Source organism: Streptomyces sp. NPDC054757, assembly GCF_053612185.1.
Map to the genome: position 1 here is coordinate 26,032 of NZ_JBSHBW010000019.1, position 22,237 is coordinate 48,268.

Below are 22,237 nucleotides of genomic sequence, written 5' to 3' on the forward strand. Positions count from 1 at the left end.
CCGCGTTTATGGGGGGTATAAACACAACCTCTCTCTGTCGGCCGGACCGTGGGTACGGTGGGCGCATGGAACCTACGCCCGGACACCACACCGGGAGTCGCACGGACAACCGCTCGGACATCCGTGACTTCCTCATCAGCCGGCGCGCCAAGCTCGCCCCGGAGCGGGTCGGGCTGCCCACCAGCCGACGACGCCGGGTTCCGGGCCTCCGGCGCGAGGAGGTCGCGGCCCTCGCCGGTGTGAGCACCGAGTGGTACACGCGGTTGGAGAAGGGCCACATCAGCGGCGTCTCCGAGGACGTGCTGGAAGCGGTCGCGCAGGCGTTGCGGCTCAATGAGGACGAGCGCACCTACCTGCTCGCTCTGGCCAGAGCGGCTCGCCCGGCCCGCCGCAGGTCGCACCGCCGCAAGGACGTCGAGATCCCGTCCTCCGTCCAGTGGATGGTGGACTCCATGACCATGGCCCCCGCCTTCGTACGCAACGGGCATCTGGACATCGTCGCGAGCAACGCGCTGTGCAGGGCGCTGTACTCACCGATGTTCGACAGCGACACCACCGGCGAGCGGGGCTGCGCCAATTTCCCCCGTTACTTCTTCCTCGACCCCGGCTCCCCCGACTACTTCGTCGACTGGGAGGAAGGCGCGAGGGCCACGGTCGCGGTGCTCCGCGCCGAAGCCGGACGCGAACCCCACGACCGGGCCCTGCGTGAGCTCGTCGGCGAACTGTCCACGCTCAGCCCCGACTTCCGCACCATGTGGGCCAGTCACGACGTCCGGATCCATCACGAAGGCGTCAAGCGGCTGGACCATCCCGAAGTCGGCCGCCTGGAGATGACCTTCCGCTCCCTGAACCTGCCCCTGCCTCAACGGGCCGTCCACGACCTGACCGTCTACACGGCCGAGCCGGGCACCCCCTCGGAGGACCGCCTCAGACTTCTCGCCAGTTGGACAGCGCCGCAGCCCCCATCCTCGGAACCGGTCCGCCCGCCCCGCTGACCTCACCCGTTCATGAGGTGGCTGCCCAGCGGAGAACCCCCGCTGTCCCGGATCTTCTCTTCGGCACCTCCTGCGCGTGGCCCTTCACCTTTCGCCTGCGCCACGGCTGCTGCGATCGCTGAGTTGCCCGTGCCTGGCCACCGAGCTGGTGCGCCGGTGCGGTCAGGGGGCCGGCCGCACCGGCGCCGCCCGCGCCGGGGCCCGCAGCCCCCGCACCAGGGCCATTGACACGGTGAGGGACGCCGCGCCCATCACCGCCATGGCTGTCGCCGCCGATGTGTGCTGGGCCACTGCGCCCGCGAGAGCGGCCCCCACCCCCTGGAGGGTGAGCATCCCCGAGGTGTGCAGGCCGAGCGACTGGCCCTGGATCTCATCCGGCGTCAGCTCCACCAGACGCTCCATCAGGACCAGGCTCGACGCGTATCCGGCCGAGGCTGCCACGACGGCGGTCACCGCGAGCGGCAGCCCCGGCCGGGCCGCGAAGACCAGGTAGGGCGTGGCGAGCAGGAGCAGCAGCGGGAGGGCGAGCCGGGGCCGCCACCGCGGCGGTACGAGCCGGCCGGCCGCCATGTCCCCTGCCAGCATCCCGCACGCGGCGACCGCGAGCAGCAGCCCCGCGTGCCGGGGCGAGTAGGGCACGAAGACCGACTCGCAGCCGACGATCAGCCCATTGGGCACCCAGAGCGCGAGGTAGACGGAACGGCGCTGCGCGGACGACCAGATCAGCCGGTTGACCCGCCAGGTCTCCCGGACCGACGGGCGGCCCGCCGACCGGGGCGGCCGGCTGCTCAGCCCGCCGAGCGCGACGGCCGCCGCGGTCAGGGCCAGTGCGGCGGCGACGAGCAGTGTGCCGCGCGGCGAGAGCGCGGTGACCAGCACCCCGCCGACCGCGAACCCGGCGATCTGTGTGGCCCCGACCGACATGTTCAGCGCCGAGCGCCCCAGGACGTAGGCCTCACCGGGAAGGATCTCGGCGAGCAGCCCGTAGCGCACCCCGCCGCCCACCGAACCGGTCAGGCCCAGCCCGAACAGCACCGCGAAGGTGGCCGGGAGCGGTAGCCCCGGCAGCGCGAGGACGGCGGTGCCCACGCCGGCGATCGCGGCGAGGCCGGTCTCGGCGGCCCGGGGCGGCAGCCGGTCCGCGGCGGAGAGCAGTGCCACGGCGCCGATGACCTGCGCGAAGGAGCCCCCGAACATGCTCAGCGCGGCGAACAGCGGCGAGTGGGTGGCGGAGAAGACCAGCGAGGCGAGGGCGATACCGCTGACGGTGGAGGCCACGGACAGGAGCGAGACGGAGACGAAGAGCGGGGTGAACTCCCTTGCCGCGAAGAGCTGTCGGTAGGTGCGCATGCGCCGGATTCTGACCGTGCGCGGGCGGCTGCGAATAATCTTTCGCCGGGAGGCGAAACATGGGGCTCTGGATCATCGACGCGGACACACTGGCCCGCAGCCGGTTTGTGATCTCGCAGTTCAGTGAGGCTTTCGCCTGTCTGGTGATGCTGGAGTCGGGTCGGACCGGGCATCCCGGTGAGCAGTCCTGGCTGGCCGCGCACCGCCCGGCCTACGAGGAGTTGCTGGCCGCGGATCCGGTCACCCGCCTGCTGGTGCGGACCGGTCTGCGGCCGCACTGGATCGCCGACTTCCTGTCGCCCACCCCACCGGCCGAGGACGAGTCGGACTTCCACCGCGAGCTGGCCGGGGTACGCGCGACCCCGCCGGCCGAGGCCAGATACGACCTGGCCTTCGGCGCGGGCGGACGGCTGCCCGCCGCCCTGCACCGGGACGACCTGCCGGACCGGGCGGCCGGCCTCCTGGAGTGGGTGTGGACGGAGACCGTCCTGCCGTACTGGGCCCGGCGGCGGCGCCTCTTCGAGGCGGACATCCTGGCGCGTACCCGGCTGCTCACCCAGGGCGGCTGGGCGGCGGCGCTCGACGACATCCGGCCGGGAATGCGCTGGCTGGGCGAAGGACGGCTAAGGGTCAACCACGGGGCCTATGAGCCGCAGGAGATCTCGGGGGCGCAGCTGCTGTTCGCGCCGGCCAGCGGGTGCAGCGGCTGGGTCGCATGGGAGAGGCCGCACCGCTTCGCCGCCGTCTACCCCTGTACGGGCGGGCTCTCGGAGCCGGCGCGGGCGCCCGCACCCGGGGCGCTCGGCAGCCTGCTGGGCACCGGCCGAGCGGGCGTTCTGCTGCTGCTCGACACCCCGAAGAGCACGACCCAGCTGGTCGCGCTCTCGGGTCAGGCGCTGGGCTCGGTGGGCCGCCACCTCAGGATCCTGCTGGAAGCCGGACTGGTGTTCAGACGGCGGGCCGGGCGGTCCGTGCTCTACTGCCGGACGGCGGCAGGGAACGTGCTGGTGGCGGCCGGGACATGAGCATCCCTGGTGCTCACCGCGGCGTCAGCCGGTCAGTGCGACTCGTACGCCTCGATGAGGGTCCGGCAGCGCTTCACATCGTCCGCCATGGCCACCAGGAGCGCGTCGATCGTGTCGAACTTCTCCATGCCGCGCACATAGGCGAGGAAGTCCACGGCGACATGCATGCCGTACAGGTCCAGGCCGACGCGGTCGATGGCGTACGCCTCCACGGTGCGTTCGCTGCCGTCGAACTGGGGGTTGCTGCCGACCGAGATCGCCGCGGGCATCCGCTCGCCGTCCGCGGTCAGCCATCCCGCGTACACGCCGTCCACCGGGATCGCGGTGTGCGGGAGCGTCTCGACGTTCGCCGTGGGGAAGCCCAGCTCCCGGCCGCGCTGTGCGCCGCGGACCACCACGCCCTCGACGCGGTGCGGGCGGCCCAGGATCTCGGCCGCGCCCGTCATGTCGCCCTCGGCGACCAGACGGCGGGTCAGGGTGGAGGAGAACGGCTCGCCGCCGCCCGCCTCGCCGCTCACCGAGAGGTCCACGATGTCGACCTCGTAGTCGTAGGTCGCGCCCAGCTCGGCGAGGAAGCCGACGTTTCCGGCCGCCTTGTGTCCGAAGCGGAAGTTGGGGCCCTCGATGACGGCGCGCGCGTGCAACTTGTCGACCAGGACCTTCACGATGAAGTCGGCGGGCGACAGCTTCGAGAACTCGGCCGTGAAGGGGAGGATCAGCTGGGCGTCCACACCCAGCTCCGCCATCAGCTCGGCGCGCCGGTGGTGCGGGGCGAGCAGCGGGGGGTGGCTGCCGGGGCGCACGACCTCGCTGGGGTGCGGGTCGAAGGTGACGACCACCGAGGGAACGCCCAGCTCACGCGCGCGCTCCACGGCCCGCCCGATGATCAGCTGATGGCCGCGGTGCACCCCGTCGTAGGACCCGATGGTGACGACGCTGCGTCCCCAGTCCTGGGGAATGTCCTCCAAGCCACGCCAGCGCTGCACTGAGACCGCTCCTCGCCCGAACCCGTGTACATGATCAATGCCCTGCAGTTACGCAGGTCTAAGACTGCCATGTCCGGCGCTCGCGGCGTGCATCGGCATCGGGGCCGCCGGCTTCCCGGCCGCGAGCCGGGCGGCGGGGCCGGCGACGACGGCCCACTCCTGCGGTGCACGGGCCAGCCAGTCGGCGAGCTGTCCCGCGAAGAGGGGTGTCCGGGCGCACAGTTCGGCCAGCAGCCGGTCGAGGAGGGCCGCACCGTCGGGCGTACGGGCCAGCAGCAGTCCCGCACGGTGGACCAGATCGCGGGTCCGTGGTCCGGCGCGGCGGCCCGCACCGTCGGCAGCGGCCCGCACCAGGGCCTCCAGCACGGCCGTACCGTCCCTGGCCTCGTACCGCTCGTACTCCAGGAGTACGTCGAGCAGCTCGGCCCGCATCGCACGCGAGCCCTGGCCGCCGGGCGCGGCGAGCACCGGGGCGAGGGCCGCGCGTACAGAGCTGGGGCGGCCTCGCAACAAGCCGGTGACCAGCGGGAAGAGGACAGCGCGGGCGGCCGGGCCGTCCTCCAGGCGGCGGTCGACGAACGCTGCCGCGTGCACCGCGCCGGCCGGGTGGCGGTCGACGTACTCATGGACGAGGGCGGCGGCCCGGCGGGCGGGGGTGGGGTCGCTGACCTGGGCGAGTGCGCTGAGCACCGGGCCCGCCGTGCCGGGCCGTGCCCGAAGGGCGGCCTCGAAGGCGGCGAACACGGGTCCCGGGTGGGTGGGCAGGGCGGTGGCGAGCGCGGCGGCGGGCAGTTGGGGCCCGCCGGACTCGAACAGGGCCAGGGCGCGCGGCAGATGACGGGCGCGGCTCTGCGGGTCGCCGATGAGCAGGGCCAGGGCGGGGCCGTGCAGCGCCGTGTCACCGGGGCGGGCGAGCAGGGCCAGCGCCGCATATCGCAGCAGCTCGCGGTCGGGGCCGGTTCCGGCGTGCACGGCGGCCCGTGCGGCCTGGCGGGCGGCGGCGGCCCGGCGCTCGGGCCGGTCGTCGTGCGCCCAGCGGTCCACGGCGCGGCAGAGCGCGGACGTCTCGTCCTCGGCGAGCGCGGCGAGCAGTTCGTCGGCGCGGGGGTGGCTGGTGGCGACGAGCGCCTCGGCGAGGTCGTCCACGGCCAGCCCCCGCCGGGTGTACAGCAGCGCCTGCGCGGCCCCGGCCACGGTGGGCCGCAGTTCGGCGTGGTCGTCGGACGGCAGCACCCGCTCGTCGCCGAACCAGCGGCACAGCAGCGGCTGTACGGTCCGGGGCTCGGCGGCGAGGCGCCGGGCTGCGGCGTCCAGATAGCGGTCGGCGGTCCGCTCGCCGGGCACCCCGTCCGCGGGCACCAGCCGCCGCAGCAGGTCGAGCCGCTGGCTCTCGCCGATCCGCAGCCGCTCCCAGAACACACTGTCGAAGGTACGGAATCCGCCCAGCCCGCGCGGACCGCCGGCCCGGACGGACAGCAGCGTGATCCGGTCGGCGAGGAGCCGCAGTACACCGATGTAGGGGCGGGCGTCCGGGATGCGCAGCAGGACGTCCGCGAGCAGCCGCGCGGCCCACCACTCCGGGTCGGTGAGCGGCCCGGCGGACACCGGCGGCCCGTCCGGGAAAGATGTCCGGTGCGGCGGCCCGGACGGTCCGTCGCAGACTGTCGCAGCCGATGTGGCCGGGCCGGGGGCGGAAGGGGCCAGGGTGCGCGCCGGGCGTTCCGATGGGGCGCACCCCGCCTGCCGGGGCACGGTCGGCGTCCGCTCCGCGCCGGGGCCCGCCTCCGCGGGCCGCGCCGCCCGCGGCCCGGTGGGCCGGCCCTGCATCCGGTCCAGCGCCTCGGTCAAGTCGCGGAGCCTGCGCCCCAGTTCATGGGCGCCGTGGCGGCGTCCGAGCAGCAGCAGCGCCTGGACCACCGGCGCCGCCCGGTGCCGGGGCACGGTCGGTGGGCGCTGCGCCGGGGGCCCGGCGTCCGCCCGCTCCGGGAGACGGGTGGTCCCATCGGCGGTGGGCTCCCCCGCACTCCGGTGCACCAGCGTGTGGAGCGCGCCGTCCACATCGAGGTGCTCGCCCTGCACCCAGTCGGCCAGCTCGCCGTGCGCGAAGCGGTACCCGGCCCCTGCCGGGGTCAGCAGGCCCTCGGTCAGCACGGCCGACGCCCACCCCGTACGCCACGGGAACAGCTCCTCGAAGGAGGCCCGGTCCAGCTCCCCCTGCCCCGGCCCCAGACAGCGCCGCGCCGCCTCGTGCACCCGGCCCGAGACCGCGGCGGCCAGACGGCGCACCTCCGTGCCCCGGGGTGCGGGGCGCCGGGTGGCCGCGATCCGTACGGCGGTGCGCAGACAGAGCAGGTCCAGGTAGGCGGTGAACACGTCCTCGCGGGCGGGCCTGCCGTCCAGCCCCTCGGGGACGGCGGCCCGTACCTCGGCGAGCATCCGCAGCGTGAGCGGATGGCCGGCGTCCTGCGGGGCGAGCATTCCCTCGGGGATGCCGTAGCGCTGCCGGGCCCGCTCGGCCTCGCGGGGCGGCAGGTCCCCGATCCTGACGCACTCCGCGCCCCTCGGGCCGAGGAGTCCGGCCGCCTGCTCCCAGTACTCGGGGCGGCAGGCGACCACCATCTGCGCGCCGTGCGCACCCAGCCAGCGCGTGGTGGCCGCGGCCCACTCCGGCAGCGCTCCGGCCGGCAGCGGCGCCATCTCCTCCGGACCGTCGAGCAGGACGAGCAGGGGCTGCCCGGCCGCGGCGGCGAGGCCGGCTACGCGCTCCGGGGTGACCCGGTCCAGTCCGCCGCTCCGGTCGGCGCCGACGATCCGCCCGGCCTCCCGGACCGTACGGGCCACCGCGTCCGCGACCGAGACATCGCAGGCGCGCAGATCGGCCCCGCGCAGCCACACCGTGGGGGCGGGCTCCGCGCCACGGGCCCGGCGGGCCGCGAGGGCGGCCAGTTCCGTCGTACGGCCGGTGCCGGGGGCGCCGACCAGGCCGAGGACAGGGCCGCTGCCCGCGTCGAAGCCGTCCAGCGCCCCGGCGATACCGGGCCGCTCGACCGGCTCGTACCAGAGCCCGGCCGAGCCGCAAGGGCCGACCGATGTGGCGGTCAGCTCAAGGACGCCCGCGAGGTTGAGATCGCGGCCGTGTCCGGGGACGGTCGCCGCGTTGCGCCGCAGCAGCGCGGCGAGCGGGGCGCCGCGCAGCGGAACGGCGAAGCCGGCCGCCGGGCGGTCACCGCGGAACGCGGTGCCGATGACCCCGAGCACCGCGCCGGTCGACGCGTCCACGACGGGCCCGCCCGCTGCGGCGCCGCCGGGGCGGAGTGCGTCGCTCCCCTGGGTGCCGAGCGCCAGCTCCAGAGCGGTGAGCCGGTGGCCGCGGCCGTCCGCCGGATACTCCACGGCGGTCTCGCCCAGGACACGCGCGGCCCGCCAGCCGAGCGCGGCGACCCGTACATAGGTGCCGGTCCCGACCGTGTCGCGGACAGCCAGCGGCAGCGGGGGTACGCCGAGGTCCCCGCCGTGGATCAGGGCCAGCCCCAGTCCGGGCAGGGCGGTGAACGCCTCGGCGCCGGCCCGGCACGTCCGGCCCTCCGCACCGTGCAGCACGGCTCCTTCGAGGCCGGCGATCACCTCGTGGCCGGTCACCACCGTGCCCCGGTCATCGGCGACGAAGCCGGTGCCTCTCGGGCGTCCCGCCGGATCGCAGATGCGTACCAGCGTCTCCCGGTCCCCGCTTCCCATGGATCCGACCGTAGGCGCGCGGTGATCGCCGGGAGAAGGTCAACGGCCGAAAGCGCCCCCTCGCGCTCCTGGCATTCACTCCGAGCGCCTGGCCGAACGAGTGAATCGCAGAGCCTCGATGGAGAGACCCCCTGCGAGGGGGACCGTGGAGCGGGCGGGCGGAACCGCCCGCTCCACGGTGGGCCAGGGGCGGCCCGGCGCGGGTCAGCCGAAGACGGCGAGGCTCTTCGCCCTGCCGTTCTCCTCCTCGACCAGCGCGAGGAGCCGCTCATCGGGGCCGAAGGCGGCCACGGCCCCCGCGGGGTAGCCGGGCATGTCCAGCCGGACACCGTTGAGCAGCAGTCTGGCCCGCCGCTCGTCCACGTCCCAGCGCGGGAACGCGGCAGCGGCGGCGTCCGCAGCCGGCATCACCGTCAGCTCCTCCTGGAGCTGGTCCAGCGTCCGGGCCCGGTCCAGGCCGTACGGACCGACGCGGGTCCTGCGCAGCGCCGTCAGATGGCCGCCGACCCCGGTGGCGGCCCCGAGGTCGCGGGCGATGGCCCGGATGTACGTACCGGAGGAGCAGACCACCGAGACGACCAGATCGACGACGGGCGTGCCGTCGTCAGCGACGGCCGGGCGCACGTCGTACACCTGGAACGAGGAGACGGTCACCGGGCGGGCCGGGATGTCGAACTCCTCGCCGCCGCGCACCCGTGCGTAGGAGCGCTTCCCGTCGATCTTGATGGCGCTGACTTTGGACGGCACCTGCATGAGGGCCCCGGTCTGCTGCGCCACCGCGGCGTCGATGGCCTCACGGGTCACCGCCGACGCGTCTGCGGACGAGGTGATCTCGCCCTCGGCGTCGTCGGTGACGGTGTTCTGGCCGAGCCGGATCGTACCGAGGTACTCCTTCTCGGTCAGCGCGAGATGGCCGAGCATCTTGGTGGCCTTCTCGACCCCCAGTACGAGGACGCCGGTGGCCATCGGGTCGAGGGTGCCCGCGTGACCGACCCGTCGGGTCTTCGCGATCCCGCGCATCTTGGCCACGACGTCGTGCGAAGTGAAGCCGGACGGCTTGTCGACGATGACAAGGCCGTCCGGCACGGTGTTCTGCTGTGTCATGCGGAGGTGTTGTCCCCGTCGTCGTCGCCGGACGCCGCGGCTTCGTCGGCCTCGTCCTCCGGCTTGCGGTACGGGTCGGCTCCCCCGGCGTACGTGGCGCCGGACGACGCCTCGCGCACCTTGGCGTCCGACGCCCTGGCCCGGTCGAGGAGGTCCTCGATCGCCTTGGCGTTCTCCGGCAGGGCGTCCGCCACGAAGGCGAGGGTGGGGGTGAACTTCGTCCCCGCCGCCGCGCCGACCGCCGAGCGCAGGATGCCCTTGGCGCTCTCCAGACCGGCCGCGGCGCTCGCCCGCTCCTCGTCGTCGCCGTAGACCGTGTAGAAGACCGTGGCCTCCCGCAGGTCACCGGTGACCCGGGTGTCCGTGATGGTCACGTGCGTGCCCAGCCGGGGGTCCTTGATGCCGCGCTGCAGTTTCTCGGCGACCACCTCCTGGATGAGGTCCGCCAGCTTCTTCGCCCGCGCGTTGTCGGCCACTGGTCCGTCTCCTTCTCGATCCTTGCTCAATCGTCTTCGTCACTGTGCAGCCGCCGCCGTACGGACAGCAGCTCCACCTCGGGCCGGGCGGCCACAAGCCGCTCGCACCGGTCGAGCACTTCGGTGAGGTGCTCCGTCCCGCCGGACACCACCGCGAGGCCGATCCTGGCCCTGCGGTACAGATCCTGGTCGCCGACCTCGGCCGCGCTGACCGCGAACTTGCGCTGGAGTTCGGCCACGATGGGCCGGACGACGGAGCGTTTCTCCTTCAGCGACCGTACGTCGCCGAGCAGGAGATCGAAGGACAGTGTCCCTGCGTACATGCATGTCCGGATGTCCCGCCGGTTCGGGGTCGCGCCCCGGCAACCGCTTGCCGGGGACACCAGAACGGTACACGCAACGGCCGGGGCCGCTCGACGGATATAACTCCGCCGAGCGGCCCCGGCCACCGCGCCTCCGGGGCTGCTGCCCCGGGGGTGCGGATCAACCGCGATACGGATCAGCCGCGGGGCTTCTCGCGCATCTCGTACGTCGCGATGACGTCGTCGATCTTGATGTCGTTGAAGTTGCCGAGGTTGATACCACCCTCGAACCCTTCGCGGATCTCGGTGACGTCGTCCTTGAAGCGGCGCAGACCGGAGATGTTGAGGTTCTCCGCGACGACCTTGCCGTCGCGCAGCAGGCGCGCCTTGGTGTTGCGCTTGACCTCGCCGGAGCGGACCAGCACACCGGCGATGTTGCCCAGCTTGGACGAGCGGAAGATCTCGCGGATCTCCGCCGTGCCGAGCTCGACCTCTTCGTACTCCGGCTTGAGCATGCCCTTGAGGGCCGCTTCGATCTCCTCGATCGCCTGGTAGATGACCGAGTAGTACCGGACGTCCACGCCTTCGCGCTCGGCCATCTGCTCGGCACGCCCCGCGGCGCGCACGTTGAAGCCGATGACGATGGCGTCGGAGCCGGTCGCCAGGTTGATGTCCGACTCGGTGACCGCACCCACACCGCGGTGCAGGATCCGGATGTCGACCTCTTCGCCGACGTCGAGCTGGAGCAGCGAGGACTCGAGAGCCTCCACCGAACCGGACGCGTCGCCCTTGATGATGAGGTTGAGCTCCTGGACCAGACCGGCCTTGAGCGCCTCGTCCAGGTTCTCCAGGGAGAACCGGACGCCCTTGCGGGCGAAGTTGGCGTTGCGCTCACGGGCGGCACGCTTCTCGGCGATCTGACGGGCCGTACGGTCCTCGTCGACGACCAGGAAGTTGTCGCCCGCACCCGGGACGTTGGTGAGACCCAGGACCAGGACGGGGGTCGAGGGACCCGCTTCCTGGACGTTCTGGCCGTTGTCGTCGAGCATCGCCCGGACCCGGCCGTACGCGTCGCCGACGACCATCGTGTCACCGATGCGCAGCGTGCCGCGCTGGACCAGGACGGTCGAGACGGCACCGCGGCCCTTGTCCAGGTGGGACTCGATCGCAATACCCTGCGCGTCCTGCTCCGGGTTGGCCCGCAGGTCGAGCGAGGCGTCGGCGGTGAGGACGACGGCCTCCAGGAGGGACTCGATGTTGAGGCCCTGCTTGGCGGAGATGTCGACGAACATCGTGTCGCCGCCGTACTCCTCGGCCACCAGACCGAACTCGGTGAGCTGACCGCGCACCTTGGTCGGGTCGGCGCCCTCGACGTCGATCTTGTTGACCGCGACCACGATCGGCACCTCGGCCGCCTTGGCGTGGTTCAGCGCCTCGATCGTCTGGGGCATCACACCGTCGTTGGCCGCCACCACGAGGATCGCGATGTCGGTCGACTTGGCACCACGGGCACGCATGGCGGTGAACGCCTCGTGACCCGGGGTGTCGATGAAGGTGATCCTGCGCTCTTCACCGTTGACCTCGGACGAGACCTGGTACGCACCGATGTGCTGCGTGATCCCGCCGGCCTCGCCCGCGACGACGTTCGTCTTGCGGATCGCGTCGAGGAGGCGCGTCTTACCGTGGTCGACGTGACCCATGACGGTCACCACCGGCGGACGCGAGACCAGGGCCTCTTCGCCGCCCTCGTCCTCGCCGAACTCGATGTCGAAGGACTCGAGCAGCTCGCGGTCCTCCTCCTCCGGGCTGACGATCTCCAGGACGTAGTTCATCTCGTCCGCGAGGAGCTTCAGCGTCTCGTCGGAGACGGACTGCGTGGCCGTGACCATCTCGCCGAGGTTCATCATCACGGCGACGAGCGACGCCGGGTTGGCGTTGATCTTCTCCGCGAAGTCGGTGAGGGAGGCACCGCGCGACAGCCGGACGGCCTGTCCGTTGCCGCGGGGCAGCATGACACCGCCCACCGACGGGGCCTGCATGGCCTCGTACTCCTGGCGCCTCTGCCGCTTCGACTTGCGGCCGCGGCGGGCAGGCCCGCCGGGACGGCCGAAGGCGCCCTGTGTGCCACCACGGCCACCGGGGCCGCCGGGACGGCCCGAGAAACCGGGACGGCCGCCGAAGCCACCACCGGGAGCGCCACCGCCGGGACGGCCGCCGAAGCCACCGCCGCCGGGACGGCCGCCGCCGGGACCTGCCGGACGTCCGGCGAAGCCGCCGCCGCCCGGACGGGCACCGCCGCCGGGACGGCCGGCGCCGCCGGGACCACGGCCGCCACCGCCGGGACCGCCACCGGGACGGGGGCTGGCAGCGGGACGCTGCGGCATCATGCCGGGGTTGGGACGGTTACCGCCGGGACCGCCGCCGGGGCGCGGAGCGCCGCCCTGCGGACGGGGCATGCCACCGGGGCTGGGACGGGCGCCGCCCTGGCCCTGGGGACGCGGAGCGCCACCGGGACCACCCTGCGGGCGCGGGCCGCCGGGGCGGTCCTGGCCGCCGCCGGGACGCGGGGCGCCACCGGGACGGGGTGCCTGCGGGCGGGCCATACCGGTGGAGCCACCGGAGGTGAACGGGTTGTTGCCCGGACGGGGACCGGACGGACGGTTGCCGCCGGGACGCGGGGCGCCCTGGCCGGCCGGCCGTGCCGGACGCTCGCCGCCGCGGCCACCGTCACGCTGACCGCCGGACGGGGCCGGACGGGCGTTGGTGGGACGGGGACCCGGGGTGGCGCCCGAGGGGCGCGGGGTCTGCGGCGTCGCCGGCTGGGCCGGTGCGGGCGCCGAGAACTCGGCCGCGGGAACCGGAGCCGCAGGACCGGGCCTGGCCGCGGGCTTGGGGCCGGGGCGCGGTCCGGGGGCGGCCGGAGACGGCGCCGACGGCGTGCTGGGAGCGCTGCTCTGCGGAGCCTCGGCGGCGGCCGGCTTGGGGGCCGGGGCGCCGGGCTTCGGGGCAGCGGGACGGGCCGCGGCGGCCGGAGACGGCGCCGCGGGAGTGGAACCCGCACGGGGTGCGGGGGAGGGCGCTGCCTTGCGGGGCGCGCCAGGCTTGGCAGCGGACTTGCCGGCGTTGCCGCCGGGCCCCTGCAAAGCGTCAGTCAACTTGCGCACGACCGGCGCCTCGATCGTCGAGGACGCCGAACGTACGAATTCACCGAGTTCTTGGAGCTTGGCCATGACGACCTTGCTCTCAACTCCGAACTCCTTGGCGAGTTCGTATACCCGGACCTTAGCCACTTCGCTCCTTTTAGGTCCGGGTTACCGCCGGACCGTCGCTACTTCATGGGCGTACTCATCGCGTACTCATCGAGTGCTCATCGCAATCTCGACCTACTTCCAACTCGCGAGGTACCTGACCGCACGGGGACCCGTGCCGTTCACTTATTACGGTGCTGCCTGCCCGACATACTGGGTCAGCTCCGCGCTGTCGAGCGGACCCCTGACCTTGAAGGCCCTGGAGAACGCCCGGCGGCGGACCGCCAGGTCGAGGCAGACCGAGGCGGGGTGCAGATACGCACCCCGGCCGGGCAGCGTACCGCGCGGATCGGGGACGCATTGGCCCCCGACCACGACGATGCGCAGCAGTTCGCTCTTGGCCGTCCGCTTCCGGCATCCCACGCAGGTTCGCTCGGGGCACGCTCGGTCGACTGTCCGGCCAGACGCGTTCAAGTCTACCTCCCCGTAACGACCCCACCCGATGGGGGCAGGAATCGAACGGATGTTGTCCGGAAGTTCTCCGGAATCGTGCGGATACGGTCCCGGCGCCCGGCCGGGACCGGCCTCAGTCCTGCTGGGCCCGGCTGTCGGACGGGCCGCTGTCCGGCTCGGTGTCCGGGCGGATGTCGATGCGCCAGCCGGTGAGCCGGGCGGCGAGGCGGGCGTTCTGCCCCTCCTTGCCGATGGCCAGCGAGAGCTGGTAGTCGGGGACCGTGACCCGCGCCGACCGGGCGGCGAGGTCGACGATCTCGACCTTGCTGACCCGGGCCGGTGAGAGGGCACTGGCCACCAGCTCGGCCGGGTCGTCCGACCAGTCCACGATGTCGATCTTCTCGCCGAGCAGCTCGGCCATGACGTTGCGCACCCGGCTGCCCATCGGACCGATGCAGGCGCCCTTCGGGTTGAGCCCCGACCGGGTCGAGCGCACGGCGATCTTGCTGCGGTGGCCGGCCTCGCGGGCGATGGCCTCGATGACGACCGAGCCGTCCGCGATCTCCGGGACCTCCAGCGCGAAGAGCTTCTTCACCAGGTTGGGGTGGGTGCGCGAGAGGGTCACGGACGGGCCGCGGACCCCCTTGGCCACCCGGACCACATAGGTGCGCAGCCGCAGCCCGTGCGAGTAGGTCTCGCCGGGCACCTGCTCCTGCACCGGCAGGATGGCCTCCAGCTTGCCGATGTCGACCAGTACGTTCCGCGGGTCCTTGCCCTGCTGGACGACGCCGGCGACGACATCGCCCTCGCGCCCGGCGTACTCGCCGAAGGTCAGGTCGTCCTCCGCGTCCCGCAGCCGCTGCAGGATGACCTGCTTGGCGGTGGTCGCGGCGATCCGGCCGAAGTCGGACGGGGTGTCGTCGAACTCCCGGGCCTCCTGGCCCTCTTCGAGGTCGGCCGGGTCCTCCTTCGCCCAGACCGTCACATGACCGTTGTCGTGGTCGAGACGCACGCGGGCGAGACGGCGGCTTCCCTCGGTGCGGTGGTAGGCGATGAGGAGGGCCGACTCGATCGCCTCGACCAGCAGGTCGAAGGAGATCTCCTTCTCCTTCGCCAAGCCCTTCAGAAGCTTTACGTCGATGTCCATGGCTACGCCTCCTCTTCCTTCTTGTCCTTGCGGTTGAATTCCAGCTCGACGCGCGCCCTGGCGATCTCGGCGAACCCGACCCGGCGGGCGGTGGGCTTGCGCCCCTTCACGCCCGGTACTTCGAGGTCGAGGCCGTCGGTGTCCACCGCGAGGATGCGCGCGACCAGCTCGTCGCCCCCGGTCAGCGTCAGCCTGGCCAGCCGGCCGGTGGCCCGTACGTAGTGGCGGTGTTCCGTCAGCGGGCGGTCGGCCCCCGGTGAGGTGACTTCGAGTACGTACTCGCCGTCGCCCATCACATCGCTCTCGTCGAGCTTCTCGGAGACGGCCCGGCTCAGCTCGGCGCAGGTGTCCAGCTCGACGCCGTCCTCGGAGTCCACGGTGATCCTCAGCACGCCACGCCGGCCGGCCCGGGAGACTTCGACCTCTTCCAGTTCCAGGTCCTTGGCGGCGACGAGCGGTTCCAGCAGCCCGCGCAGCCTCTCGCTCTGGGTGGTGCTCATCCGGGTGACTCCTCGGCCGCGTGTGCTGTTGTGGGATCGGCGTGTTTCTCGATCGCCGCGTGTCTGATCGTCGCGTGTCAGATCAAAGGGTATCCGGTCGCCAGGGGTGTTGCCGTCCTCGCTGTGTTGACCCGAAGGTACGCTCGCCTGCGGTGATCACTTCGGGCCGAGGGAGAGACACGTGCTGGGCACGGGGACCACACGCAGGGGTGTACTGGGCGCGACGGCGGCTGCCGGTGCCGCACTCCTGACCGGCTGTTCGGACCGGTCCGACGCCCACCGTACACAGGGAGCGGCGGCCCTCAGCGCCGGAACGGTTCTGCGGCAGCGCTCCGCGCGGACCAGCGGCGCTCTGCTCGCCCTGTACGACGCGGTGCTCGCCCAGCACCGGGACGCGGCGACGGAGAAGCTGGCGGCCCCGCTGCGGGACACCGTGGCGCTGCATGTCAAGGCGCTGGCGGCGCCCGCGCCGTCCCCGGCGCCCGTGCCGACCCGCAAGGCCTCCCCCGCGCCCGCGCCGCCCGCGGTGCCGGCGGACCTCGGGGCCGCCCTGAAGGCACTGGCGGCGGCCGAGCGGCGTGCCACCGACGCCCATACCGCGGCACTCGCCGATGCCCCGCCCGAGCTGGCGCGACTGCTGGCCTCGCTCGCGGCGGCGTCCGCCGTCCACGCGTATCTGCTGACCCGGGGGGACCACTGATGAGCGCACGCGAAGCGGCGCAGGCCGCGCTGGCGGCCGAGCACGCGGCCGTGTACGGGTACGGCGTCGTCGGCGGCCGGGTCTCCGCGGCGCGCAGGGCCGAGGCGCACCAGGCGTACGACGCCCACCGGGCCAGGCGTGACGCGCTGGTCCGCACCGTGCGCGATCTGGGCGGCAAGCCGGTCGCGGCGTCGGCCGCCTATGCGCTGCCCTTCGACGTGGCGGAACAGGCCGACGCGGTCCGGCTGGCCGCGGTGCTGGAGGACCGGGTGGCCGATGTCTACTCCGACCTGGTGCGGGCCGCGCGGGGGCCGCTGCGCCACGAGGCGGCGCTGGCGCTGCGGGAGGCCGCGGTGCGCGCTGCGCGGTGGCGCGGCGACGGCAGCGTAGCCTTTCCGGGGCTCGCCGAGCGGGCCCCGACAAGCGCCGGAAAGGGAACCACGCACGCATGACTTTCGAACCGCCGCAGCGGCTTGTCAGGGCGCTCGGCGAGACGTACGGGGACGCCGCGGCCGCCGACTGGTTCAGCGGGATTCAGACTGATATGCAAGGGGCCATCGGCGTACGGGAGTTGACCGCCGAACGGGTGCAGGCCCCGGGCGGCAGGAGCGCCCTGATCGTGCTGGTGCGCCGCTCCGGCGGCGAGCATGCGGTGCTCAAGCTGGCCCCGCCCTTCGCCCGGCCCGATCTGGAGCGGGCCGCGCTGGCGCACTGGAGCGGGTGGGGCGCCGTGCGGCTGCTCGACGACGCGGCCCCCGGTGACACCGCGCTGCTCCTGGAGCGTCTGCACCCGGAGGTCTCGCTGCACTCGCTCCCGGAGGCCAAGGCGTTGCTCGAAGCCGCGGGGACGGTGCGCAAGCTCTGGGTGACGCCGCCGGACGGGCACGGTTTCGAGACGGTGGCCGAGCGGACCGCCCGGCAGGCCGCGGCGATGCGCGCGAAGGCAGAGCCGCTGGTGGTCCCGCTGGTCGACGCGGCGCTAGGGGCCCGTGACGAGCTGCTCGTCTCGGCTCCGGAGAGCGTGCTGCTGCACGGCAACTTCCGCCAGAGCAAGGTGCTCGCGGGTGAGCGGGCCCCCTGGCTCGCGGTGGGTCCGGATCCGGTGGTCGGTGAGCGCGCCTACGACCTGGCCCGGCTGGTGCGCGACCGGGTGGACGATCTGGTCGCGGCGGCCGTGGGCCCCTCCACGGTACGGCGGCGGGTGAACCGGCTGGCGGACTCGCTGGAGGTCGAGCACGCGCGGCTGCACGGCTGGACCCTGTTCCGGGCGGTCGAGTCGGGGGTGCGGGCGATCGCGGCCGGACGGCGGCAGGACGGGGAGCTGCTGCTGGAGTTCGCGGGCTGGCTCTGACGCGTACGGGCGGGCGGGGAGTGCTTCCGCTCCCCCGGCCCGCCCGGCCCGTACGCGTGTCTGCCGGAGCGCAGGACCGGCGCGTGTGCCCCGGCCGGCCGCCATGGGAGGCCGACCGGGGCAGCCGGTCAGCCGGTCAGCCGGCCAGCCGGGTGAGCGCCTCGGCGACCGTGAGCTCCTCGCGCTCGCCCGTGCGCCGGTCCTTGAGTTCCAGGACGCCGTCCGCCGCCCGGCGGCCCGCGACCAGGATCTGCGGGACGCCGATCAGCTCGGAGTCGGTGAACTTCACTCCGGGAGAGACCCCGGCGCGGTCGTCGACCAGCACCCGCACACCGGCCGAGGCCAGCTTCTCGGCGACGTCCAGGGCCAGTTCGGTCTGGAGCGCCTTGCCCGCGGCGACCACGTGCACATCGGCCGGTGCGACCTCCTTGTTCCAGCACAGCCCCTTGTCGTCGGCGGACTGCTCGGCGAGCGCGGCGACGGCACGCGAGACGCCGATGCCGTACGAGCCCATCGTGACCCGGACCGGCTTGCCCTGCTGGCCCAGCACATCGAGCTGGAAGGTGTCCGCGTACTTGCGGCCCAGCTGGAAGATGTGGCCGATCTCGATCGCGCGGTCCAGCTTGAGGCCGGTGCCGCAGGCGGGGCAGGGGTCGCCGGGCTCGACGACCACCACGTCGAGGTAGTCGTCCACCTCGAAGTCACGTCCGGCGACGACGTCGCGCGTGTGCTTGCCGGGCTTGTTGGCGCCGGTGATCCAGGCCGTACCGGCCGCGACCCGCGGATCGGCGATGTAGCGGACCTTTTCGAGGCCCTGCGGGCCGACATAGCCGCGCACCAGGTCCGGGCGGCCCTCGAAGTCCTCGGCGGTGACCAGCTCGACCACGGCGGGGGCCAGGTGTTCGCCCAGCTTGCCGAGGTCGACCTCGCGGTGGCCGGGCACGCCGACGGCGACGATCTCACCGTCGACCTTGACCAGCAGGTTCTTCAGGGTGGCGGAAGCGGGCACCCCCAGGTGCGCGGCCAGCGTCTCGATCGTCGGGGTGTCGGGTGTGTCCAGCTCCTCGGCAGGGCCGTGTTCCGTGCCGTCCGCCGCGGGGGCCTTGAAGGTGACCGCCTCGGTGTTGGCCGCGTAGTCGCAGTTCGGGCAGTCCACGAAGGTGTCCTCGCCTGCGGCGGCCGGGGCCAGGAACTCCTCGGAGGCCGAGCCGCCCATCGCGCCGGAGACGGCGGAGACGATCCGGTGGTCGAGACCGAGGCGCTCGAAGATCCGGATGTACGCCTCGCGGTGCAGCCGGTAGGACTCGGCCAGGCCCTCGTCCGTGGTGTCGAAGGAGTACGAGTCCTTCATCTGGAACTCACGGCCGCGCAGCACGCCGGAGCGCGGACGCGCCTCGTCCCGGTACTTCGTCTGGATCTGGTAGAGCATCACCGGCAGGTCCTTGTAGGACGTGCACTGGTCCTTGACGGTCTGGGTGAAGATCTCCTCGTGGGTGGGGCCGAGGAGGTAGTCGGCGCCCTTGCGGTCCTTGAGGCGGAAGAGGAGGTCGCCGTACTCCTCCCAGCGGCCGGACGCCTCGTAGGGCTCCTTGGGCAGCAGGGCGGGGAGCAGGACCTCCTGCGCGCCGATGCCGTCCATCTCCTCGCGCACCACGCGGGAGACGTTGTCGAGGACCTTCTTGCCCAGCGGCAGCCAGGTCCAGATCCCGGCCGCGTTGCGGCGTACGTAACCGGCGCGGACCAGGAGCTTGTGGCTGAGCGTCTCCGCGTCCGCCGGGTCGTCGCGCAAGGTCTTGACCATCAACCGGGACATGCGCTGGACCTGGGCCATGGTGACTCTCCTGCTTGGCTGTGTTTTCCGGGGGACGCCCCCCGGACCCCCGTCGGTGATGTCAGGAGGTTAACCGTGTCCGGCGGGCGGGCGGAAATCGGTTATTGCCCGGGCGGTCGCGGGCGCAGCAGCGGGAGCGGGGCGCCCATCACGGCGTACGGCATTCCCGCGCTGGGGAAGTGGACCTGCCGTGCGAGGTCCGTGTACCCCAGGGAGCGGTAGAGACCGCGGGCCGGGGACTCGCGGTCGATGGCCGAGAGGATCGACCGGGGTTCGGCGGCGCCGTCGGTGATCCCGGTGATCAGTGCGCGGCCGGTGCCCCGGCCCTGGAAGCCGGGGTGGACGTGCAGTTCGGTGATGACGAAGGAGTCGTCGAGCCAGAAGTCGGAGCCGGTGGCGCGCAGATACGGCTCGACGACCGTGGACCACCAGTGGGCGCGGCTGTTGGGCATCCCGTACACGAAGCCGACGAGCCGGCCGTCGGGTGCGGTCGCACCGAGGGCGCGGGCGCCCGGGTTCTGCAGATGGCGCAGCACGATGTGGCGGCGTACGGCGACCTCGGCCTCGCTGAGGCCGAACGCGACGGCCTGTACGGCCAGCGCCTCGTCCACTCGTCCGGCGAGATCGACCGGTCCGACCGCTGCGTCATCCATGGTCGGCACCCTAGCCCCACAGCTGCGGTGTCAGAACAGGACGCTCATGAACGACCCGACCTCACGGAAGCCGACCCGGCGGTAGGAGGCGCGGGCCGCGGCGTTGAAGTCGTTGACGTACAGGCTGACCACGGGGGCGACATCGGCGAGCGCGTAGCGCAGGACGGCCGCCATGCCCGTCTCGGAGAGGCCGCGGCCGCGGAACTCGGGGGCGACCCAGACTCCCTGGATCTGGCAGGCCAGCGCGGTGGCGGCACCGATCTCGGCCTTGAACACGACCTGGCCGTTCTCGATGCGGGCGAACGAGCGGCCGGAGCCGACCAGTTCGGCGACGCGCGCCTGGTAGAGAAGCCCGCCGTCCCCCGCCATCGGCGAGACACCGACCTCCTCGGTGAACATGGCCACACACGCGGGCATGATCACTTCCAGCTCGTCCTTGCGGATCCGGCGGACCAGCGGGTCGGGCGTGATGTCGGGCGACGGCTCATCGGTGAGCATCAGCGGCTGGTGGGCGCGGACGTCGCGCGCGGGGCCCCAGCTCGGTTCGAGGAGCTGCCAGAGCAGCGCGGTGGACTCGGCGGGTCCCACGATGGAGGAGCAGCGGCGGCCGGCCCGGCGGGCGCGTTCGGCGAAGGCGCGTACGGCTTCGGGGCCCGCGCAGATGGGGACGAGGTTGGCGCCCGAGTAGCAGAGCGAGCGGAGCCTGCCCCCGGTGTACCAGCCCCACATCTCGCCGCCGAGCCGCCAGGGGTCGAGTCCGGCGACCTGGACGCGGGAGGTCACGAAGGCGTTGACGACGGGGTCGCTGTGCAGGATTTCGAGCGCCGCGTCGAGTTCGCCGGGTTCGAGGACCCGGGTGGTGGTCTGCGTCAACACAAGGGTCGCTCCAACGCTCCTTCGGGGCATGTCACGGCATCGCGCTTCTTGCTAGCGTTGCAGCGCGCCTGTCCGGCATCGGCCGGGGATGGCCGATGCGTCACCGCGAGAAGCCCCTCGGGGGCGGAGTCACACGGTCTGCTGGTCTCCGAACTGTACCCGGAGATGGTTCGCAGCACCGCTCGCGCGGGAGAAGGCCCTGTCCCCGGGGCTCCCTCAGGGGTTGCACCGTTGTGCACAGGGCCTTGTCCCACGCGCCGCCGGAGCGGTCCAGCCGACGAGCACTCAGCTATGACGGAGCACTCGGCTATGCAGGACCCAGCTATGGAGCACTGAGCTACGGAGCACTCAGCTGACGGACACCGCGGGCTCGCCGGAGGCGATGCCGTCGCGTTCCATCTGCTCGGCGATCTTCATGGCCTCTTCGATGAGGGTCTCGACGATCTTCGACTCGGGCACGGTCTTGATGACCTCGCCCTTCACGAAGATCTGGCCCTTGCCGTTCCCGGACGCCACGCCCAGGTCGGCCTCGCGCGCCTCGCCGGGACCGTTGACGACACAGCCCATCACGGCGACGCGCAGTGGGACCTCCATGCCCTCAAGACCGGCGGTGACCTGGTCGGCCAGCTTGTACACATCGACCTGGGCCCGGCCGCAGGAGGGGCACGAGACGATCTCCAGGCGGCGCTGCCTGAGGTTGAGCGACTCCAGGATCTGGATGCCGACCTTGACCTCCTCGGCGGGCGGCGCCGAGAGCGAGACCCGGATCGTGTCGCCGATGCCCTCGCTGAGCAGCGCGCCGAAGGCCACGGCGGACTTGATGGTCCCCTGGAAGGCGGGGCCGGCCTCGGTGACACCCAGGTGCAGCGGGTAGTCGGACTGCGCGGCCAGCTGCCGGTAGGCGTTGACCATGACCACCGGGTCGTTGTGCTTGACCGAGATCTTGATGTCGCGGAAACCGTGCTCCTCGAAGAGCGAGGCCTCCCACAGCGCGGACTCGACCAGCGCCTCGGGCGTCGCCTTGCCGTACTTCTTCAGCAGCCGCGCGTCCAGCGAGCCCGCGTTCACGCCGATCCGGATCGGTGTCCCGGCGGCGGAGGCCGCGAGCGCGATCTCCTTCACCTTGTCGTCGAACTGCTTGATGTTGCCCGGATTCACCCGCACCGCCGCACATCCGGCGTCGATGGCCGCGAAGACGTACTTCGGCTGGAAGTGGATATCGGCGATGACCGGAATCTGCGACTTCTTCGCGATCGTCGCCAGCGCGTCCGCGTCGTCCTGCGTCGGGCACGCCACCCGTACGATCTGGCAGCCCGAGGCCGTCAGCTCCGCGATCTGCTGAAGCGTCGCCCCGATGTCCGAGGTCCGGGTCGTGGTCATCGACTGCACCGAGACGGGTGCGTCTCCTCCGACGGCCACCGAGCCGACCTGAATCCTGCGGCTGATCCTCCGGTCGGCGAGCTTGGTCGGAACGTCCGGCATTCCGAGAGAAATCGCAGTCATGC

19 protein-coding genes are annotated in these 22,237 nt (G+C 72.8%); 5 read left to right on the forward strand and 14 right to left on the reverse strand.

Going from position 1 to position 22,237, the window contains the following annotated elements:
- The first annotated feature begins 65 nt into the window (after positions 1-65).
- On the forward strand, positions 66-995 hold the full coding sequence (locus tag ACWGKJ_RS21960) for a helix-turn-helix transcriptional regulator (RefSeq protein ID WP_385029944.1): 930 nt from the start codon (positions 66-68) through the stop codon (positions 993-995).
- 162 nt (positions 996-1,157) lie between these two features.
- Here the strand turns inward: ACWGKJ_RS21960 and ACWGKJ_RS21965 are convergent, their stop codons facing one another.
- Entirely contained in the window at positions 1,158-2,345 is a 1,188-nt protein-coding gene (locus tag ACWGKJ_RS21965; RefSeq protein WP_385029941.1) for an MFS transporter, read from the reverse strand.
- Positions 2,346-2,404: 59 nt separating this feature from the next.
- Here ACWGKJ_RS21965 and ACWGKJ_RS21970 point away from each other — a divergent pair, with 59 nt between their 5' ends.
- A complete protein-coding gene (locus ACWGKJ_RS21970) occupies positions 2,405-3,370 on the forward strand; it encodes an ArsR/SmtB family transcription factor (protein ID WP_385029938.1) in 966 nt (321 codons plus the stop codon).
- Positions 3,371-3,402: 32 nt separating this feature from the next.
- Here the strand turns inward: ACWGKJ_RS21970 and ACWGKJ_RS21975 are convergent, their stop codons facing one another.
- From ACWGKJ_RS21975 to rimP, 9 genes are all read right to left on the reverse strand, one after another.
- Positions 3,403-4,356 carry a bifunctional riboflavin kinase/FAD synthetase gene (locus tag ACWGKJ_RS21975; RefSeq protein ID WP_385029935.1) on the reverse strand — a complete coding sequence of 318 codons (954 nt, stop codon included), beginning with the start codon at positions 4,354-4,356 and terminating at the stop codon, positions 3,403-3,405.
- Positions 4,357-4,404: 48 nt separating this feature from the next.
- Positions 4,405-8,091, reverse strand: a complete 3,687-nt coding sequence (locus ACWGKJ_RS21980) for a serine protease (protein WP_385029932.1) — start codon at positions 8,089-8,091, stop codon at positions 4,405-4,407.
- 204 nt (positions 8,092-8,295) lie between these two features.
- Positions 8,296-9,195, reverse strand: a complete 900-nt coding sequence (truB, locus tag ACWGKJ_RS21985) for a tRNA pseudouridine(55) synthase TruB (RefSeq protein ID WP_453315795.1) — start codon at positions 9,193-9,195, stop codon at positions 8,296-8,298.
- The gene (gene rbfA / locus ACWGKJ_RS21990) at positions 9,192-9,671 is read right to left on the reverse strand and encodes a 30S ribosome-binding factor RbfA (RefSeq protein ID WP_453315796.1); all 480 of its coding nucleotides are present in this window, start codon (positions 9,669-9,671) and stop codon (positions 9,192-9,194) included. Before rbfA ends, truB begins: the two co-directional genes overlap by 4 nt.
- A 26-nt stretch (positions 9,672-9,697) precedes the next feature.
- Positions 9,698-9,994, reverse strand: coding sequence for a DUF503 domain-containing protein (locus ACWGKJ_RS21995; RefSeq protein WP_453315797.1), 297 nt, complete (start codon positions 9,992-9,994; stop codon positions 9,698-9,700).
- A 176-nt stretch (positions 9,995-10,170) separates the two neighbouring features.
- The gene (infB, locus tag ACWGKJ_RS22000; RefSeq protein ID WP_385032782.1) at positions 10,171-13,263 is read right to left on the reverse strand and encodes a translation initiation factor IF-2; all 3,093 of its coding nucleotides are present in this window, start codon (positions 13,261-13,263) and stop codon (positions 10,171-10,173) included.
- Between the two features lie 147 nt (positions 13,264-13,410).
- Positions 13,411-13,644 carry a YlxR family protein gene (locus tag ACWGKJ_RS22005; protein WP_385032779.1) on the reverse strand — a complete coding sequence of 78 codons (234 nt, stop codon included), beginning with the start codon at positions 13,642-13,644 and terminating at the stop codon, positions 13,411-13,413.
- A 163-nt stretch (positions 13,645-13,807) separates the two neighbouring features.
- Positions 13,808-14,821, reverse strand: a complete 1,014-nt coding sequence (gene nusA / locus ACWGKJ_RS22010) for a transcription termination factor NusA (RefSeq protein WP_385032776.1) — start codon at positions 14,819-14,821, stop codon at positions 13,808-13,810.
- 2 nt (positions 14,822-14,823) lie between these two features.
- The gene (rimP, locus tag ACWGKJ_RS22015) at positions 14,824-15,321 is read right to left on the reverse strand and encodes a ribosome maturation factor RimP (RefSeq protein WP_385032773.1); all 498 of its coding nucleotides are present in this window, start codon (positions 15,319-15,321) and stop codon (positions 14,824-14,826) included.
- Between the two features lie 181 nt (positions 15,322-15,502).
- On the opposite strand from rimP, the gene ACWGKJ_RS22020 reads away from it, so the two are divergent.
- Genes ACWGKJ_RS22020 through ACWGKJ_RS22030 form a run of 3 tightly spaced genes read left to right on the forward strand, consistent with a single transcriptional unit; the run spans position 15,503 to position 17,372 of the window.
- A complete protein-coding gene (locus tag ACWGKJ_RS22020) occupies positions 15,503-16,021 on the forward strand; it encodes a hypothetical protein (RefSeq protein WP_385032770.1) in 519 nt (172 codons plus the stop codon).
- Positions 16,021-16,473, forward strand: coding sequence for a ferritin-like domain-containing protein (locus ACWGKJ_RS22025; RefSeq protein WP_385032767.1), 453 nt, complete (start codon positions 16,021-16,023; stop codon positions 16,471-16,473). The genes ACWGKJ_RS22020 and ACWGKJ_RS22025 overlap by 1 nt, the downstream gene beginning before the upstream one ends.
- Positions 16,470-17,372 (forward strand): aminoglycoside phosphotransferase family protein, encoded by a 903-nt coding sequence (locus ACWGKJ_RS22030; protein WP_385032764.1) that lies wholly within the window; start codon positions 16,470-16,472, stop codon positions 17,370-17,372. Before ACWGKJ_RS22025 ends, ACWGKJ_RS22030 begins: the two co-directional genes overlap by 4 nt.
- Positions 17,373-17,508: 136 nt before the next feature.
- On the opposite strand, the gene ACWGKJ_RS22035 is transcribed toward ACWGKJ_RS22030, so the two are convergent.
- The 4 genes from ACWGKJ_RS22035 to ispG all read right to left on the reverse strand — a co-directional run bounded on the left by ACWGKJ_RS22035 (position 17,509) and on the right by ispG (position 22,235).
- Positions 17,509-19,203 (reverse strand): proline--tRNA ligase, encoded by a 1,695-nt coding sequence (locus ACWGKJ_RS22035; protein ID WP_385032761.1) that lies wholly within the window; start codon positions 19,201-19,203, stop codon positions 17,509-17,511.
- Positions 19,204-19,304: 101 nt separating this feature from the next.
- Positions 19,305-19,856 carry a GNAT family N-acetyltransferase gene (locus tag ACWGKJ_RS22040; protein WP_385032758.1) on the reverse strand — a complete coding sequence of 184 codons (552 nt, stop codon included), beginning with the start codon at positions 19,854-19,856 and terminating at the stop codon, positions 19,305-19,307.
- Positions 19,857-19,886: 30 nt separating this feature from the next.
- On the reverse strand, positions 19,887-20,732 hold the full coding sequence (locus ACWGKJ_RS22045) for a GNAT family N-acetyltransferase (protein WP_385032755.1): 846 nt from the start codon (positions 20,730-20,732) through the stop codon (positions 19,887-19,889).
- Positions 20,733-21,080: 348 nt separating this feature from the next.
- Positions 21,081-22,235 carry a flavodoxin-dependent (E)-4-hydroxy-3-methylbut-2-enyl-diphosphate synthase gene (gene ispG, locus ACWGKJ_RS22050; protein ID WP_385032752.1) on the reverse strand — a complete coding sequence of 385 codons (1,155 nt, stop codon included), beginning with the start codon at positions 22,233-22,235 and terminating at the stop codon, positions 21,081-21,083.
- Between the last annotated feature and the right edge of the window lie 2 nt (positions 22,236-22,237).